Origin of the sequence: Corynebacterium yonathiae, from assembly GCF_027570195.1 — a bacterium.
In the GTDB taxonomy this organism is placed as follows: Bacteria; Actinomycetota; Actinomycetes; order Mycobacteriales; family Mycobacteriaceae; genus Corynebacterium; species Corynebacterium yonathiae.
Map to the genome: position 1 here is coordinate 23712 of NZ_JAKMUZ010000015.1, position 15490 is coordinate 39201.

Annotated in this window: 15 protein-coding genes; 8 read left to right on the forward strand and 7 right to left on the reverse strand. The window is 58.8% G+C overall.

Features of this window, described 5'->3' with window-relative positions:
• Positions 1-81: 81 nt before the first annotated feature.
• On the reverse strand, positions 82-1578 hold the full coding sequence (locus L8V22_RS08460) for a DUF1846 domain-containing protein (RefSeq protein ID WP_238801519.1): 1497 nt from the start codon (positions 1576-1578) through the stop codon (positions 82-84).
• A gap of 127 nt (positions 1579-1705) precedes the next feature.
• On the opposite strand from L8V22_RS08460, the gene L8V22_RS08465 reads away from it, so the two are divergent.
• A complete protein-coding gene (locus tag L8V22_RS08465; protein ID WP_238801520.1) occupies positions 1706-2521 on the forward strand; it encodes an Fpg/Nei family DNA glycosylase in 816 nt (271 codons plus the stop codon).
• A gap of 18 nt (positions 2522-2539) precedes the next feature.
• Positions 2540-4117, forward strand: coding sequence for a bifunctional ADP-dependent NAD(P)H-hydrate dehydratase/NAD(P)H-hydrate epimerase (locus L8V22_RS08470; protein WP_238801521.1), 1578 nt, complete (start codon positions 2540-2542; stop codon positions 4115-4117).
• On the opposite strand, the gene L8V22_RS08475 is transcribed toward L8V22_RS08470, so the two are convergent.
• Positions 4114-4755 carry an ABC transporter ATP-binding protein gene (locus tag L8V22_RS08475; protein ID WP_238801522.1) on the reverse strand — a complete coding sequence of 214 codons (642 nt, stop codon included), beginning with the start codon at positions 4753-4755 and terminating at the stop codon, positions 4114-4116. The genes L8V22_RS08470 and L8V22_RS08475 overlap by 4 nt on opposite strands.
• 1 nt (position 4756) lies before the next feature.
• A complete protein-coding gene (locus L8V22_RS08480; protein WP_238801523.1) occupies positions 4757-5740 on the reverse strand; it encodes an ABC transporter permease in 984 nt (327 codons plus the stop codon).
• Positions 5741-5893: 153 nt separating this feature from the next.
• Between L8V22_RS08480 and L8V22_RS08485 the strand changes: the two genes are divergently transcribed.
• The 4 genes from L8V22_RS08485 (at position 5894) to L8V22_RS08500 (ending at position 9410) form a co-directional block, all read left to right on the forward strand.
• Entirely contained in the window at positions 5894-6994 is a 1101-nt protein-coding gene (locus L8V22_RS08485) for a sensor histidine kinase (RefSeq protein WP_238801524.1), read from the forward strand.
• Positions 6987-7604, forward strand: a complete 618-nt coding sequence (locus tag L8V22_RS08490; RefSeq protein ID WP_238801525.1) for a response regulator — start codon at positions 6987-6989, stop codon at positions 7602-7604. The genes L8V22_RS08485 and L8V22_RS08490 overlap by 8 nt, the downstream gene beginning before the upstream one ends.
• The gene (locus L8V22_RS08495; RefSeq protein ID WP_238801526.1) at positions 7604-8578 is read left to right on the forward strand and encodes an NAD(P)-binding domain-containing protein; all 975 of its coding nucleotides are present in this window, start codon (positions 7604-7606) and stop codon (positions 8576-8578) included. The genes L8V22_RS08490 and L8V22_RS08495 overlap by 1 nt, the downstream gene beginning before the upstream one ends.
• An 82-nt stretch (positions 8579-8660) precedes the next feature.
• On the forward strand, positions 8661-9410 hold the full coding sequence (locus L8V22_RS08500; RefSeq protein WP_238801527.1) for a DUF364 domain-containing protein: 750 nt from the start codon (positions 8661-8663) through the stop codon (positions 9408-9410).
• On the opposite strand, the gene L8V22_RS08505 is transcribed toward L8V22_RS08500, so the two are convergent.
• Both L8V22_RS08505 and L8V22_RS08510 read right to left on the reverse strand, forming a co-directional pair.
• Positions 9407-9727 carry a VanZ family protein gene (locus L8V22_RS08505; RefSeq protein ID WP_269966464.1) on the reverse strand — a complete coding sequence of 107 codons (321 nt, stop codon included), beginning with the start codon at positions 9725-9727 and terminating at the stop codon, positions 9407-9409. The genes L8V22_RS08500 and L8V22_RS08505 overlap by 4 nt on opposite strands.
• 18 nt (positions 9728-9745) lie before the next feature.
• Positions 9746-9997, reverse strand: a complete 252-nt coding sequence (locus tag L8V22_RS08510; protein WP_238801529.1) for a hypothetical protein — start codon at positions 9995-9997, stop codon at positions 9746-9748.
• A 78-nt stretch (positions 9998-10075) separates the two neighbouring features.
• Between L8V22_RS08510 and L8V22_RS08515 the strand changes: the two genes are divergently transcribed.
• Positions 10076-11050, forward strand: coding sequence for an MDR family oxidoreductase (locus L8V22_RS08515; RefSeq protein ID WP_338028271.1), 975 nt, complete (start codon positions 10076-10078; stop codon positions 11048-11050).
• A 78-nt stretch (positions 11051-11128) separates the two neighbouring features.
• On the opposite strand, the gene L8V22_RS08520 is transcribed toward L8V22_RS08515, so the two are convergent.
• The gene (locus L8V22_RS08520) at positions 11129-11590 is read right to left on the reverse strand and encodes a MarR family winged helix-turn-helix transcriptional regulator (protein ID WP_238801531.1); all 462 of its coding nucleotides are present in this window, start codon (positions 11588-11590) and stop codon (positions 11129-11131) included.
• A gap of 333 nt (positions 11591-11923) precedes the next feature.
• Between L8V22_RS08520 and L8V22_RS08525 the strand changes: the two genes are divergently transcribed.
• Positions 11924-12565, forward strand: coding sequence for a hypothetical protein (locus L8V22_RS08525; RefSeq protein WP_238801532.1), 642 nt, complete (start codon positions 11924-11926; stop codon positions 12563-12565).
• On the opposite strand, the gene leuS is transcribed toward L8V22_RS08525, so the two are convergent.
• Positions 12566-15412, reverse strand: a complete 2847-nt coding sequence (leuS, locus tag L8V22_RS08530; RefSeq protein WP_238801533.1) for a leucine--tRNA ligase — start codon at positions 15410-15412, stop codon at positions 12566-12568.
• Positions 15413-15490 lie beyond the last annotated feature (78 nt).

The following is a 15490-nucleotide window of genomic DNA, read 5'->3' on the forward strand; positions in this document are numbered from 1 at the left end:
CCCAATCTTGTAGTTCTTCTTTATAAGACTGCGGCCCCTCCAGCACGGGGCTGAAAGGGCCGACCCTCTAATACGCAGAACCTAGCGCTTTTGATACAGCGCTTTCTTGCGGGCAAAGACGGGATCAGAGGTCACGAGCACGCCAAGGTTGCGGAAGATTCCCTCATCCACCGAACCCAAGATGGTGGTGGTGTGGACGTCGCACCCGGCAAGCTCCTTGATCTGTTCCAGTGCCTTGCGAGCATTGTCATCCTTCGCTGCAGACACGGACAGAGCGATGAGTACCTCGTCGGTATGCAGGCGTGGATTCTTGGAACCTAGGTGCTTGGTCTTAAGCGTTTGAATCGGCTCGATAGATTCGGGGGAAAGCAAGTGGATATCGTCATCGATGCCTGCCAAATGTTTCAGTGCATTCAGCAACATCGCAGCCGAGCAACCCAACAGGGGCGCGGTACGGCCGGTGATCATGGTGCCGTCGTGCAGCTGCATAGCAGAGGCTGGCTCACCCGTTTCTTCCGCACGCTGGCGAGCAGGAGCCACCACGGGGCGATCTTCTACCTTGATGCCGGCCTTAGCCATGATGACTGCGGCACGCTCAGATTGTTCGGTACCCAGGCCAGCGCGAGCCTCTTCCACCTGCGCTTTAAAGTAGCGGCGGATGATTTCTTGCTGGGCGGCAGCGCAGCACACGGCGTCGTCAGTAATGCAGAACCCAGCCATATTCACTCCCATGTCCGTCGGAGACTGGTAAGGAGTGGCGCCGGTGAGCTTTTCCAACAACGTGCGCAGCAGCGGGAATGCTTCCACATCGCGGTTATAGTTCACGGTGGATTCACCATGGGCGGATAGGTGGAAGTGGTCAATAATATTGGAATCGTTGAGATCCACCGTGGCGGCCTCATAGGCCAAATTCACGGGGTGTTCGAGGGGAAGATTCCAGATAGGGAAAGTTTCAAACTTGGCGTAGCCGGCATTATTGCCGCGCTGGTGCTCGTGGTAAACCTGCGAGAGCGCGGTGGCCAGCTTGCCGGAACCAGGTCCCGGCGCGGTGACAACGACAAGATCGCGGGAGGTTTCCGCGAATTCATTGCGGCCAAAGCCCTCTTCGGACACGATAAGGTCTGTATTGGTGGGGTAACCAGGGATAACGCGGTGGCGGGCCACCTTGAGGCCAAGGCGTTCTGCCTTTTCAATGAAGGCCTCGGCCTGGGAGTTACCCTCCTCCAGCTGGGTCATGACGATGTTTTCCACCAAGAATCCGCGGCTGCGGAATACATCCACAAGACGCAGCAGGTCATCTTCATAAAGGATGCCTAGGTCAGCGCGCACCTTCTGGCGGGAGATGTCCTTCGCGTTGATGCAAATGAGGATCTCTACGTCCTCTTTGATGCGCTCCAGCATCGCTATTTTATTGTCCGGGGTGAAGCCGGGCAGCACGCGGGAGGCATGCATATCGTCAAAAAGTTTGCCGCCCATCTCCAAGTAGAGTTTTCCGCCAATTTCCTCGCGGCGGGCGTGGATGTGCTTTGACTGCAGCTCGATGTATTTCTCGCGGTCAAAGCCGATTTTGTGCGTCATGATTTGAAAGCCTTCCCCTGAGTTAAATCATTCCGCATTTCGAGTTTACGCTATTGTCACCTCCCGAATAAGTGAGCTGGTTAGCGCCAGGTTTGGCCGAAAATTCTTCCCGGTTAGACTGAATTCTATGCCTGAAGGTCACGTCATCCATCGCCTAGCCAATAAATTCAACGCGGATTATCGCGACATGCCGCTAAGGGTGACCAGCCCGCAGGGACGCTTCGCTGCGGAGGCCGAGCTTCTCGATGGCGAGCGCATCGAGCTGGCCGAGACCTACGGTAAGCACCTTTTTGTACACTTCACCGCCCAGAATCCACGGCATATTCTCTATATTCACTTAGGGCTCATCGGCAAGCTGCGCTTCGAGCCCCGCGAGGAAACCGGCGGACAGATTCGGGTGCGCATTGATAATGGCACAGAGGCCGCCAACCTGCGCGGACCCCAGTTTTGCCGCCTCCTTACTGAGGAGGACTACCGCGCACAATTGGGCAAGGTGGGCCAAGACCCGCTGCGCGCGGACGCCGATGTGGAGGCTTTATGGGCCAAGGTGCACAGGTCGCGGCGCAGCATCGGCTCGCTCATGATGGACCAGCACCTCTATGCCGGCGTGGGCAATATTTACCGCGCGGAAACCCTCTTTCGCCATGGCCTCTCCCCTTTCCTGCCGGGCCGAGACGTTTCCCGTGAAACCTTTGACGCCACGTGGGCCGACCTGGTGGATCTGATGGAGTACGGGGTGGAGCACGGCCGCATCGATACGGTGCGGCCCGAACATTCTCCCGAGGCCATGGGGCGCGAACCACGCAAAGACGACCATGGCGGGGAGGTCTACGTCTATCGCCGCGCCGGCCTGCCCTGCTATGTGTGCGGCACCCCGGTGGCCGAAAGAGTCATGGAGGGGCGCAACCTATTTTGGTGTCCGACCTGTCAACCTGCGCTTTAAAGGCCTATCCTGGCGGGCATGCGACATGCCTATAGCGTTGCTGCCGTCCGCGCGGCGGAGCATTCCCTTCTAGCTCAACAAAACTACGACGATGAGCTCATGCGCCTGGCCGCGCGCGGCGTAGCAGCCACGGCCGCAGCCATGCTGGGCCACCAGCGGCGTGTGACGATCCTCGCCGGTCCGGGTGGCAATGGCGGCGATGGCCTCTACGCTGGCGCTTTCCTGGCTAAGGACGGTTATTCAGTGGAGGCCATCCTCGCCGCGAATAGCGCCCACGAAACCGCACTGCAGGCGTTTACCGCGGCCGGTGGGACCATTGTGCACAGTCTGGGGGATGCCGATCTGCTTATCGACGCCGTCGCCGGCCTCGCCTCCACCCGCGGCCTTTCCGGTGCCCCGCTCAGCGCCTATGCCGAAGCCAAAAAGCGTGCAATTCCAGTCCTAGCGGTGGATATTCCCTCCGGGATTAACGCCGATACTGGTGTGGCTGCGACCGATGCGGTGGAAGCGGACGTGACCATTAGCTTTGGCTGGGCCCGTGCCGGACACGTCTTTGCCCCGGAATGCGGCGAGGTGGTGCTCTGCGATCTGCTCCTGCCTGGCGCCCCGCGCTCCTTTGCGGAAGAGCTGTCTGCCACCGCAGAACCGGTGGGCCATATCGCCAATGAACCCACCATCCCCTTGCCCTATCAGTGGCCACCCGAGCCGGTACTCACGGGTGACCAAGGCCAGGTTTCCGCCCCAAAGCCGGTGGGCTGCACGGGGCCAATCCTGGATCCGACGCCGGGGGCAAAAAGCACCAAGTACACCGGCGGGGTTACCGCGGTATGCGCTGGCAGCAGTACCTTTCCCGGCGCAGGCATACTCGCCGCCACGGGCGCGGTGCGCGCCACGCCTTCCATGGTCCGCGTCGTGGGTAATGACTCTGTGGTCGCAAGCCTGCCAGAGGTAGTGCCCCATGCAAGCGCTGAAGAAAAGGTCCACGCCCAAGCCTGGGTAGTAGGCCCAGGGCGAGGAACCGGGCCGGAAGCGGCAGCGGAATTGCGGGGTGTGTTGGCCCGCAAGCTGCCTACAGTTATCGATGCGGATGCGCTCACGGTTCTCGCCACAAATGAGGATCTGCGCGAACTTGTGCGCGATCATCCTTGCGCGGTCCTTACCCCACATGCCGGGGAATTTGAGCGGCTATATACGGCTACGCTTGGCCGCGCACTCCATCTTTCGGAGGGCTTAGGCATTCGCCTGCAGGAGCTTGCCTTAGCGCTCGACTGTTTTATCCTGCACAAGGGCCGGATCACCACGGTCACGGCCCCCGGTCAGGAAATTTATGGCATGAACGCGGGGCACTCCTATGCAGCTACCGCCGGCTCCGGTGACGTACTTTCTGGCATCCTTGGCGCCACGCTAGCCCAGCTGAATATCGCTGAGGTGGATGCGAAGGAGATCATTACGGAGATCTTGCACGCCGCAGCCATACACCAACACGCTGCCGCTATTGCCGCCCACACCCCGGACGGCTTCGGGATTTGCTCTGCCTCCCAGATTGCCGCGGCGGTGCCCCATGCAATCGCACGGTTGCTGGTGATGCGGCGTTAGCTGAGCGCGGAAACTTTTTCCTGCTCGGAAACGTGACCGTCTTTGACCTCAACCACGCGGTCAGCGAAGGTCAGCAGGGATCGGTCGTGGGTCACCAGCACGGTAGCGGTATTCATCTCCTGGGTGACATCGCGCAAAAGGCGGATGATCTCCTGAGAAAGGTGAGAATCGAGCGCAGAGGTAGGCTCATCCGCCAGCAGCAGGTCTGGCTGCTCCATGAGCGCACGGGCAATATTGACGCGCTGGCGCTGGCCGCCTGACATCTGGCCCATGCGGCGGTTTCCCATACCTGCCAGGCCCACAAAATCCAATAGCTCATCGGCGCGCTGTGGGCGCAGCTTGCTGCCAGCGATGTGATCCATAATCAATAGTTGGTCGCGCACATTGAGCGCGGACAGCAAGTTGGCCTGCTGAAAGATGATGGACCGGGTGCCATCCACCTGTACGGAACCGGAATCCGGGGTGATAAGCCCAGCGGCTACGGATAGTAGCGTGGATTTACCAGAACCGGACTCGCCCACGATGGCGGTCAGGGTATTGGACTCGGCCTTAAGGGAGGCGTCGGCAAGCGCGGTAGTGGTTGTCTCGCCGTCCTGGTAGGTCACGGTGGCATTGCGAATATCAAGAATGGTGGACATGTTAAGCATTTCCTCCAAGAGCATCGAGTGGGTTGGCTTTAGCTACGCGGCGGGTAGCAACAAGGGCGCCGGCCATGCCGAGGGCCCAAATGCCAATCGCGGGAACAACGATGGTGCGTGGGGAAACATCGAAGGGTACGGTGCCGGAGGCAAGCGCGCCGAGCCCCCAACCAACGACGGCACCCGCAATGGTGCCGGCAGCCAGGATGATGGCGGCTTGCGCCAGGGCATCGCGCAACAGGTAGCGCACGGTGGCGCCGAGCGCGCGCAAGATGGACAGGTCACGGGTGCGCTGGATGGTCCAAACGGTCAAGAAAGCGACGGTGACCAGCGCGGAGATGCCGTACAAGAAGCCCTGCATGGTAAGCAGCGAGCCGCGCTCAGACTGATAGGCCGCCAGGCCGGCGAAGGACTTGGACACTTTGACGGATCCGGGAACCTCGTATTTATACAGTGCAGCGGTGCCGATGATGCCTTTCGGGGCGTGGCTAATCTGCTGCCAGGACTCCGTAGAGGCCCACACCACCTCAGAGTGGGAGTACATAGTCTCCGGGACGGTGCCCTCCACCGAGAAGTCGGCGCCACCTAGGGTGACGGTATCGGCCGCATCAATGGAATCTGACAGGAGCACGCCCTGCTCCGGAATGGTCTTATCGGTGCCCGGAACCTGGGTGCCGGCCGGTAAGCTGAGGACAGCAACGCCGCCGTGACCCTCCAGCTTGGTCTGCGCCGCGCCTAGGGGGATACCGTCGCTGGCGATATCGCCAGCGTGCATCTCGGATTCGCTAAAGGAGGGGTCATCGGTGGAGAAGGAAATATATGGGTACTCCTTTTCCAGGGACTCCAAAGCGGAAGTATTTTGCTTGGACAGGCCCTCCGTCAGGCCGGAGAGCATCACGAGCAAAAGGGTAATGAGCGCAACCGTGCCGCCAATGAGCGCGAAGCGGCCGCGCGCTGTGGTGATTTCTCTGATTGCTAGGAACATACTTCTATGTTCGCTTTATGCAGGTCAGAAGTAATCGGCCAGCTCGCTGAACCTGTGGTCAACCAAGTGGTTGATTCACTGTCCACCCTTGCACGGATATCCTGGGTGGTTGTGTTTAAAGGACAAAAATTATGGGTCTATGGTTTGCACGCCATGTTCACGTTTCTGCTGGTCTTCGGCGTAGCGCGCGCATATGTGGATAACCGGCTCGATGCCCGCGTTATTGGCTTAGCCGTTGTACTCGCCGTGGTATACGCCGCGCAACGCTGGTTGCCCACGTGGCTGTGGCTGGGTGGACTTTGCCTCCTGTGGCTGGGCTTGATGGTCCACGCGCAGGATTTCATGTGGCTGGAGTTCCCACTTATTTTTGTCTTTCTGCGCGCCTTGCCCACTGTGCCTGGGTTGGTCTCCATCGCCATACTGTGGGCGGCGGCCGCTTTCATCCCCGCCTGGTTACATCCCGAGGGCTGGTCCATCGCTGCGGCTGTAGGACCGCTTATCGGTACCGCCTTTGCAACCGCGGTTTTTTTCATCCAGCGGCGGCTGCAGGCGGAGGCGGCGCACCACAGGGACATCGCCAAGCAGCTGCGCGAAACCCAAGCCGAGCTGGCCGCAAGCGAACACCAAGCCGGCCGTCTGGAGGAGCGTGAGCGGCTCTCCCGCGAGATTCATGACACCGTCGCACAAGGCCTCAGTTCTATCTTGCTGCTCTCCCGTGCGGCCCGTGGCACCACTGATCCAGAAACTAAGGAAGAACAGCTGGCAGTCATCGAGGAAGTTGCCAGCGAGAATCTGGCCGAGGCCCGCCGCTTCGTCCGTGAGCTCGCCGGGCCCGATGAACGACTAGAAACCCAGCTCAATTCCCTGCTGTCCCAGATGCGCAGCCGCGTGAAGGCCTTAGGAAAAGACACCACCTTTGAACTGGTGGTTTCCGGCAGCGGCAAGGTGCCTGCCCGGATTAAAGAGGTCATTATTCGAGCCGCACAAGAGGGTCTCAATAACGTGATCAAACACGCTCACGCCTCGCGCGCGGTGGTCACACTCGGCCTCTTCGAAGATGCGGTGACCTTGGACGTCGTTGATAATGGACGCGGACTATCCGCCTCGCCGGGACCCGAGAGCGCGGATCATGGCTTCGGGCTTTCCGGCCTGCGTGGCCGCGTCGAGGGCGTGGGTGGCACCATGAACCTAGAATCAGGCGAGGGCACCGCCTTGGCCGTCCGTATCCCGCTGGAGGAGCGAAACAATGGTTAATGTCATGCTGATCGATGACCACCCAGTTGTCCGCGCCGGCCTGCGCGCCATCCTCAATACCTTCTCCGATGTCGAGGTAGTCATGGAAGGCTCTACCGGCGCGGATGTGGATAAGCTTTTTACTGCGGATGCCCCGCAGGTAGACGCTGTGGTCTGCGATATCCAGATGCCCGGCATGGACGGCATAGCAGCCACCAAACGCGTAGTAGACGCCGGCGGCCCGCCCGTGCTCATCTTGACCACCTATGACACGCAGGCTGATATCCTCGCCGCCGTGGAAGCCGGCGCGCTGGGCTACCTACTCAAGGACTCCCCTGAGCAGGCGTTGCACGAAGCCGTCCTCAATACCGCCGCGCACCGCCGCACCCTAGCACCGGAGGTGGTGGATCTCCTCGCCCAGCGTGTGGGCCAGCCGCAAGAATCGCTCTCCGCGCGCGAGTTGGAAATCCTGCGGGCGTTATCTAGCGGTTCCTCCAATAAGGAACTAGCCAAGCAGCTTTTCATTTCCGAGGCCACGGTCAAGACCCACCTCATCCACATTTTCCAAAAATTGGGCGTGGAAACCCGCACCGCCGCAGTGACCGTGGCGCGAGAGAGAAAGCTTATTTGATGTTGGACTGCATAGTCATCGGTGCCGGCCAGGCGGGTCTTGCGGTGGGCTATTACTTGCGCAAAAAGGGCCTAGATTTTGTCCTTCTGGATGCTGAATCCGGCCCCGGCGCAGCGTGGCGCCATACCTGGCCCTCACTTACGCTCTTTAGCAATTCCGCCTCCTCCAACCTGCCCGGATGGCCCATGCCCCATCACGAGAGCTTTCCGCCGGCCAGCCACGTTATTGATTATTTTGCCCGCTATGAGCAGCGTTATGAACTGCCCATCCGCCGGCCAGTCACGGTAGATGAAGTTACCCATGACGGCGCTTGTTTCCATGTCTTTGCCGGTAAAGAGCAGCTGACCGCGCGCACAGTCGTGGCAGCCACGGGCACGTGGTCCGCTCCCTTTATCCCCTACTACCCCGGTACTTTTGGCGGAAGGCAATGGCATTCCGCCTTCTATCCAGGCCCCACGGACTTTGCCGGATCTACCGTGGCGGTCGTGGGCGCGGCCAATTCCGGTGCCCAAATCGCGGCGGAGCTTCTTCTCTCCGGTGTGGAAACCACCTGGTATACCCGCAGCTCCCCGCGGTGGATGCCCGATGATGTTGATGGTCGAGTCCTGTTTCAGCGCAATCGCGCCCGGCTCAACGCAATGCTGCACGGCGAACCAGATCCCGGCGCGGATTCGAACCTGGGCGATATTGTGATGGTCCCGCCGGTTCTGAGGGCGCGGGATTCCGGTCTCTTGCAGGCCACTCCAATGTTTTCTTCCCTCGATGAGGTCAACACAGACCACCTCATCTGGTGTACCGGCTTCCGGCCTGCCCTCCGGCCTATCCGCGGGCTTCTTGACGGCACCTCCCCCACCGTCGACGGCCTATTCCTCGTGGGCTACGGCACCTGGACCGGACCCGGCTCCGCAACTATTACAGGTGTAAGCCCTTTTGCCAAGCAGACAGCACACGCCGTAGCGAATATATGTGACTAAAGCTATAGGTTAGTCCAAGCTAATTCGACTACACTGCCTTCACACAAAGAGTGCGAAGCAACTAGGGAAAGCTGGTTTATACATGTCTGCCTGGGATCTCTACGATGACCTCATCGACGCCATTCCCCGTGACATAGTGGTCTCCCGCGCTGCCCAAAGCCCACGGTGGACCCGCATCTACACCGAAAGCCCCAGCTGCGGCATTGCCATGACCATGTCCGCTTCCTCTCGCCCAGCTCAGATGCGTGCTGAATACTCCGGGGTCCCCCTTCGCGCCATCGCGCAACTGGCTAAGAGTTGGAATTTCTCGGAGGCTTCCTTCGGCATGGCCGCGCTTAATTCTTATTACGCCACGCCTTCTGTGGCCGATGAGTATGGCTTTGCGCTTGCCGACGCCCCCTGGCCCCATATCTTCGATCCCTTCCGCGATGCCGTCGCTGGTAAAAAGGTGGCAGTCATCGGCCACTTCCCTTTCGCACCCAAGGAGCTCAGTCAGGCGGGCGATTTTTATATGTTAGAGCGCTCACTGAATGAGGGCGACTACCCCGACTCCGCTGCCGAATATATCCTGCCCGAGTGCGATTATGTCTTCATTACCGGCTCCGCTTTCGTAAATAAAACGGCTCCCCGTCTGCTCGAACTCTCCCGCGAGTCTTTCAATGTGGTTCTCGGCCCCTCTACCCCGCTGGCGCCGACACTAATCAACGATTACGGGGTTTCGCAGGTCACCGGCATAGTTCCGACCGCTCCTCTCGGAATGTTTGAGTGCCTCGAGGAGGGAGATTCCCTCGATATGTTTAACTTTGGCCACCGCGTCACTCTAGGAAGTTAGACAATCACACCGGCCACTACGGCGGCAGCGAGAGCAGCCAAGCTTAGCGCCGCAGCCCAGCCAATGACGCGCACAGCTCGCAGCTGTGCCTTTGCACTACAGCGGCTAGTTAGAAACGCCCCCAGAGACGCGCCGACAGTATTAAAAACCACATCGTCGATGTCACTAAACCCTAGCGAAAATAGGTACTGGGTAATTTCGATACCCAAGCTGAGCCCCACTGCGGAGAGGATGGTTCCTCCCCGGCCGAAGCGGACGTGCCGCGAATTTTGCCCCATCACCACCAAGCACGCGCCGAGAGGTATAAACAGCGCAATATTGCCAAAGGTATTAGTCTAGGGGCCCCACCACGGATGAGGGTTATTAAAGCCGTTGAACATCTGCAGATCTAAACTGCGGCGGGCATGCGCAGAGGCATCAATCAGGCCGGGGATTTCAATAAACGGCTTACCCACCGTAGCTACGGCGATAGCTATTAAAACGACCACGCAAGCTAAGGCAGCGTTGCGCCACAGCGTGCGTTTGGCGGGCGCGCCCGGCGCACCAATCTGGCGCGAGATGCGGGTGGATGCCGTGGTCATCGTCATGTTGTTCAAGTTAACAAGCGAGCCTGAAAGATTCCCGGGAGATTCACTGTTAAAACTCTGCATCACAACTCACGTACGATGGTGAGCATGAGCACGCTACTTGTTACTCGCAACGAAGATAAATCCGTAAGGACCTCCTTTGAAGAAGGAGAGTTCCTTGGCGAGGGCGACCTTACCGTTGATGTTTCTTATTCTTCTCTGAACTACAAGGATGCCATGGCCATTGCTGGTGACCGCGGCGTCATGCGCACTAGTCCACTGGTACCAGGCATCGACGTAGTCGGCACCGTTGCCGAATCCAGCGTTGAGCGTCTTCCGGTTGGCACTTTGGTAGCTTCCTTCGGTGATGGTCTGGGTGAATTCCGCCACGGTGGCTACACTCCGAAGCAGCGCGTCAATTCGCAGGCTACTGTCGCGCTCCCCGCCGACTTCACTGCAGAGCAGGCTGCTGCCGTCGGCACCGCGGGCTACACCGCCGCGCTGTGCGTCAATTCTCTGCGCGAGCTTCCCGAAGGCCCCGTCTTGGTCACCGGTGCCACCGGTGGCGTTGGTTCCATTGCTGTGAACCTGCTGTCCAATGCCGGCTACGAGGTCCACGCCATGACCGGCCGCCCGGACGACTACTCCCAATATCTCCACGAGCTCGGCGCCCACACTGTTGTGGACCGCGCTGAGTTTGCCGAGGCCGGAAAGCCTCTGCAAAAGGCTACCTACGCCGGTGCGATTGATACCTCCGGATCCCACGTTTTGGCTAATGTTTTGGCTCGGATCGTCTGGGGCGGCACCGTCGCCTCCACCGGTATGGCTGCAGGCCCGGACCTGCCCACCACCGTTTTGCCATTCATTCTGCGCAATGTGCACTTAGCAGGCGTTAACTCCGTAGACGCCCCACTGCACTACCGCCAAAACGCTTGGCAGCTGCTGGCTCAGAAATTGGACCTATCCATCCTCAAGTCCCTAACCAATACGATTCCACTGTCTGACGTAGTTGAGGAATCCAAAACCCTCCTCGAAGGAACCCACCACGGACGCACCGTCCTCAAGATTTCCTAGGCCACCCCTAGTCAATCTTTTACGGCACCCGCCATTTTGGCGGGTGCCCTTTTTGCATGCGCGGGTACGTGCTAAGGCCTAGCTTTCCGACGCCACCTCTTTGGTAGCTAGCCCGCGCAGTAGCTTACGCGAAATCCTGCCCAAAGTTTGTAGGTCTTCATCACTAAGGGTGGACACCACGATCTCATCAATCGCGGCGGTGTGGCGCGCGATTGCCGTACTGAAAGCAGTGCTTCCCCTTTCCGTCACTGTGACTTCAATAGCGCGAGTTCCTAGCTCTGGAGCTTCGCGCCTGGAAATTAATTTTCGGGACTCCATGCGCACTAACTGACGATGCAGGCGGGACTTTTCCCACTGGAGTTCCGCCGCCAATTCATGTGGTCGCGTATGGATTCTACGGCGGCGATGCAGCACGGCCAATACCGCGTAGTCTGCTTCGCTCAAATTCGATCCATTCTGCATCTGTGCGGATAGTTGTGCATGGAGCGCTTGCTGCATAGCAACAAAATCGCCCCATGCCACACTCTGGTCCACACGCATCGATTTACCCCTTCAGTTGGTCTCTATTTAGTAGTTTATACAGCACAGTTGATCTAGCAACTCATTGGGTCTCTTTCAGTTGATCCAACAACCCCTAATACTTCAAAATGATGTGTGTATACCTCGACCATGTTTTTATTAACCCACCCATTTGTATTCAAAACTATAGTTATTTTCCTTTTGCACACTTATCCACAGGTCTCTTCGACCATAAAAGGTGCCATAGTATCCAAGGGAAAATTAAATAGTGAAGCAAGGTTTCTGGGTGAAGATTAACCCCCGATTGCAGTCGGCGCACCGGCGCAGACATGACAAGCGTTTAAAATGGCGGACATGGATAAGCTATTTGGCACGTGCGGTTTCGACTTTATGGACCTGGAGGAGCTCATCACGGAGCTACCTACAGACCGCGAAATGTGGGAAGCGCCCGGATTTGATCGAGTTCTATTCCACGCCGATCCCTCCGGCATGGCGGTCACGGCTATGGAGTACGAAGGGGAGTGGGCCGCAGTGCCTTCGTATCGAAGCGGGGAAGAAACTCCAGGGACGATATATAGAGCAACGCCCTATATCGGCATTGTGGAGACCGGCGATCTGCGGTTTGCGGCGTTGGTGGATGCGCCCTTTGCCCTGCCGGCAGGCAACCCAGTTGGAGGAGAAAAGCTCCAAGGAAAGCTGCAGCCGGCGGTGGTGGCTTTAAACTACAAGGTAGGGGACCCGGAGGAGTTTTCTTTGGCTTCACCTGCTACCGAGCGCTTTTACCGGAATTTTAAACCCAGCATGGTGAACCCGCAGGTAGAAGTAGCGGGGACTATTGGGGGCGTCGCCAAGCACTGCAATCAGCTGGGCATGGGGGAATTTTGGACATGCGACCTCGACGGCCTCCCGCTCATTGTGGGCGAGAAGATGGAGGCCGGCCAGGGCATCCGGGCGCACGGCATTGCGCTGTGCGCCACGGAGTTTTGGGCCGAGTAACTACTTGACCACGAGGTTGACCATGCGGCCCGGCACGTAGATCTTCTTCACTACGTTCTTTCCGCTGGTCAGTTCGGCAATCTTGGCATCGGCGAGGGCAACCTCGAAGACCGCATCCTGGTCCGCGTCGGCGGCAATATTGATGCGGGCTTTGACCTTGCCGTTGATCTGGACCGGTACCTCGATTTCATCATCTACCAGGTACTTTTCCTCAAAAGTGGGGAAGGGCTGGTACGTGATGGTCTCATTGTGTCCAAAGCGCTGCCACAGCTCCTCTGCGATATGCGGGGCGATGGGGGAGACCAACTGTGCAATTGGCTCAACAGCGGCGCGCGGGGCCTCAGTGCGATAGGTCTTGGTCAGGTAGTTGACGTACTCGATGAGCTTGGCCACCACGGTATTAAGCCGCAGGTTCTCGTAATCATCGCGCACGCCCGCGATGGTGCGGTGTAGCTGCTTGAGATCCTCCTCGCTCAAATCTGCGTCGGTAGTGGCCAGTTCTCCGGTGTCCTCGTTGACGGCGAGACGCCAGAGACGCTGCAGGAAGCGTTGGGAGCCGACAACGTCCTTGGTAGCCCACGGGCGGGAGGTATCCAACGGGCCCATGGACATTTCATACACACGCAGGGTATCGGCACCAAAGTCGCGGCAAATATCGTCCGGAGCCACGGCATTCTTGAGGGACTTGCCCATCTTGCCGTACTCCTGATTGACCTCTTCGCCGTTGTAGTAGAACTTGCCGTCCTTTTCCTCTACCTCAGCGGCCGGCACATATACACCGCGGGAATCAGTATAGGCATAGGCCTGGATATACCCCTGGTTGTACAGACGGCGATAAGGCTCCTGGGAGCTGACAAACCCCAAGTCAAAGAGCACTTTGTGCCAGAAGCGGGAATAAAGCAGGTGCAGCACGGCGTGCTCAACACCGCCGACGTAGAGGTCGACGCCACCTGTGTCCTGCGGGCCATGCTGCTCTGGGCGCGGGCCCGTCCAATAGCACTCGTTTTCGATATCGCAGAATGCCTCATCATTGCGGGGATCGATGTAACGCAGCTGGTACCAGGAAGAACCTGCCCACTGTGGCATAACGTTGGTGTCGCGGAAGTAGGTCTTCGGACCGTCACCCAGGTCAAGTTCTACCTCGACCCAGTCGCGTACCTTGGCCAGCGGCGGTTGTGGCTCGGAATCCTTATCCTCCGGATCGAAGGAAACGGGCTTATAGTCCTCTACCTCCGGCAGCTCTACCGGCAGCATAGATTCTGGCAGGGCATGAGCAGAGCCATCCTTGTCATAGACAATGGGGAAGGGCTCTCCCCAATAGCGCTGGCGGGCGAAGAGCCAGTCGCGCAGCTTGTACTGCACCTTCTCGCGGCCTGATCCGTCCTTTTCCAGCCATTCAATGGCCTTGGCAATGGCCTCGGACTTGTTCAGTCCGTTGAGATCTAGCCCCTTGTCATTGGCAGAATTAACCAGGGCGCCGTCCTCGGTCCAGGCCTTTTCCTCTACGTTTCCGCCCGAGACAACTTCCGTAATGGGAAGGCCGAAGGCCTGAGCAAACTCATAGTCGCGGGTATCGTGCGCCGGAACTGCCATGATCGCGCCGGTGCCATAACCGGTTAGCACATAGTCCGCGATAAAGATCGGGACCTTCTTGCCGGAGACCGGGTTGGTGGCATAAGTCCCGAGGAAGACACCGGTCTTTTCCTTGTTCTCTTGGCGCTCTAGATCAGACTTGGCGGCAATATCGGTGCGGTAGGACTCCACGGCCTCCTTGGGATCATCGTGACCGTAGGTCCAACGCTCGTCTATGTCATCGTCATAAGGGATGGGGGAGAGGAGGGCGTCGACAAGCTCATGCTCTGGGGCCAGCACCACGTACTCGGCGCCGAAAAGCGTATCGGGGCGGGTGGTGAAGACCTCGATTTCGTAGCCCTCGGCAGGGAAGGACACCTCTGCGCCGCGGGAACGGCCAATCCAGTTGCGCTGCATGGACTTGACCTTCTCCGGCCAATCCAAAAGTTCCAGATCATCGAGCAGACGGTCGGAGTAGGCGGTAATGCGCATCATCCACTGGGACAGGTTCTTGCGGAAGACAGGGAAGTTACCGCGCTCGGACTTGCCCTCCGCAGTGACTTCCTCGTTTGCCAGCACGGTACCCAAACCCGGGCACCAATTCACCGTGGAATTAGACAGGTAGACCAAACGGAATTCATCAATAGCTGCGGCCTTCTCCTCTGCGGTGAGGTCCTCGTAGTAGCGGCCGTCCTTAGTGGTGCGCTTATTGGCTTCTAGTTCCTTGATGAGCTCCGCAATGGGGCGGGCCTTCTGCTGCTCCTCGTCGAACCAAGAGTTATAAATCTGTAGGAAAATCCACTGCGTCCACTTGAAAAACTCCGGATCCGTAGATTCTACGGAGCGGCGCGGATCATGACCCAGGCCGAGCATGCTCAGCTGGCGGCGCATGTTTTCAATATTCGCCTCGGTGGTAGTCCGTGGGTGAGTACCGGTCTGGATGGCGTACTGCTCGGCCGGCAGGCCGAAGGCATCGTAGCCCAAGGTATGCAGCACGTTCTTGCCCAGCATACGGTTATAGCGCGCATAGGTATCGGTAGCGATATAACCCAATGGATGTCCGACGTGCAGGCCTGCACCGGAGGGGTAGGGGAACATATCCTGCACATTGAGCTTTTCCTTAGGCAGCTCGCCCGCCTCGGTGGCGAGCTCGCCTACCGGATTCGGGGCGTTGAAGGTGCCATTATCTTTCCAGTACTGCTGCCAAGTCTTCTCGATCTGGTTCGCCAGCTCCGGGGTATAGCGGTACGAAGTGGAATCGCTCTGGGTAGTCATAGTCACACAGTGTAATAGCCGCGTGCCGGTGCGGTGTAGTTCGCTGCGCATTCCGCGTCCTACTGGGCACGCGCACCC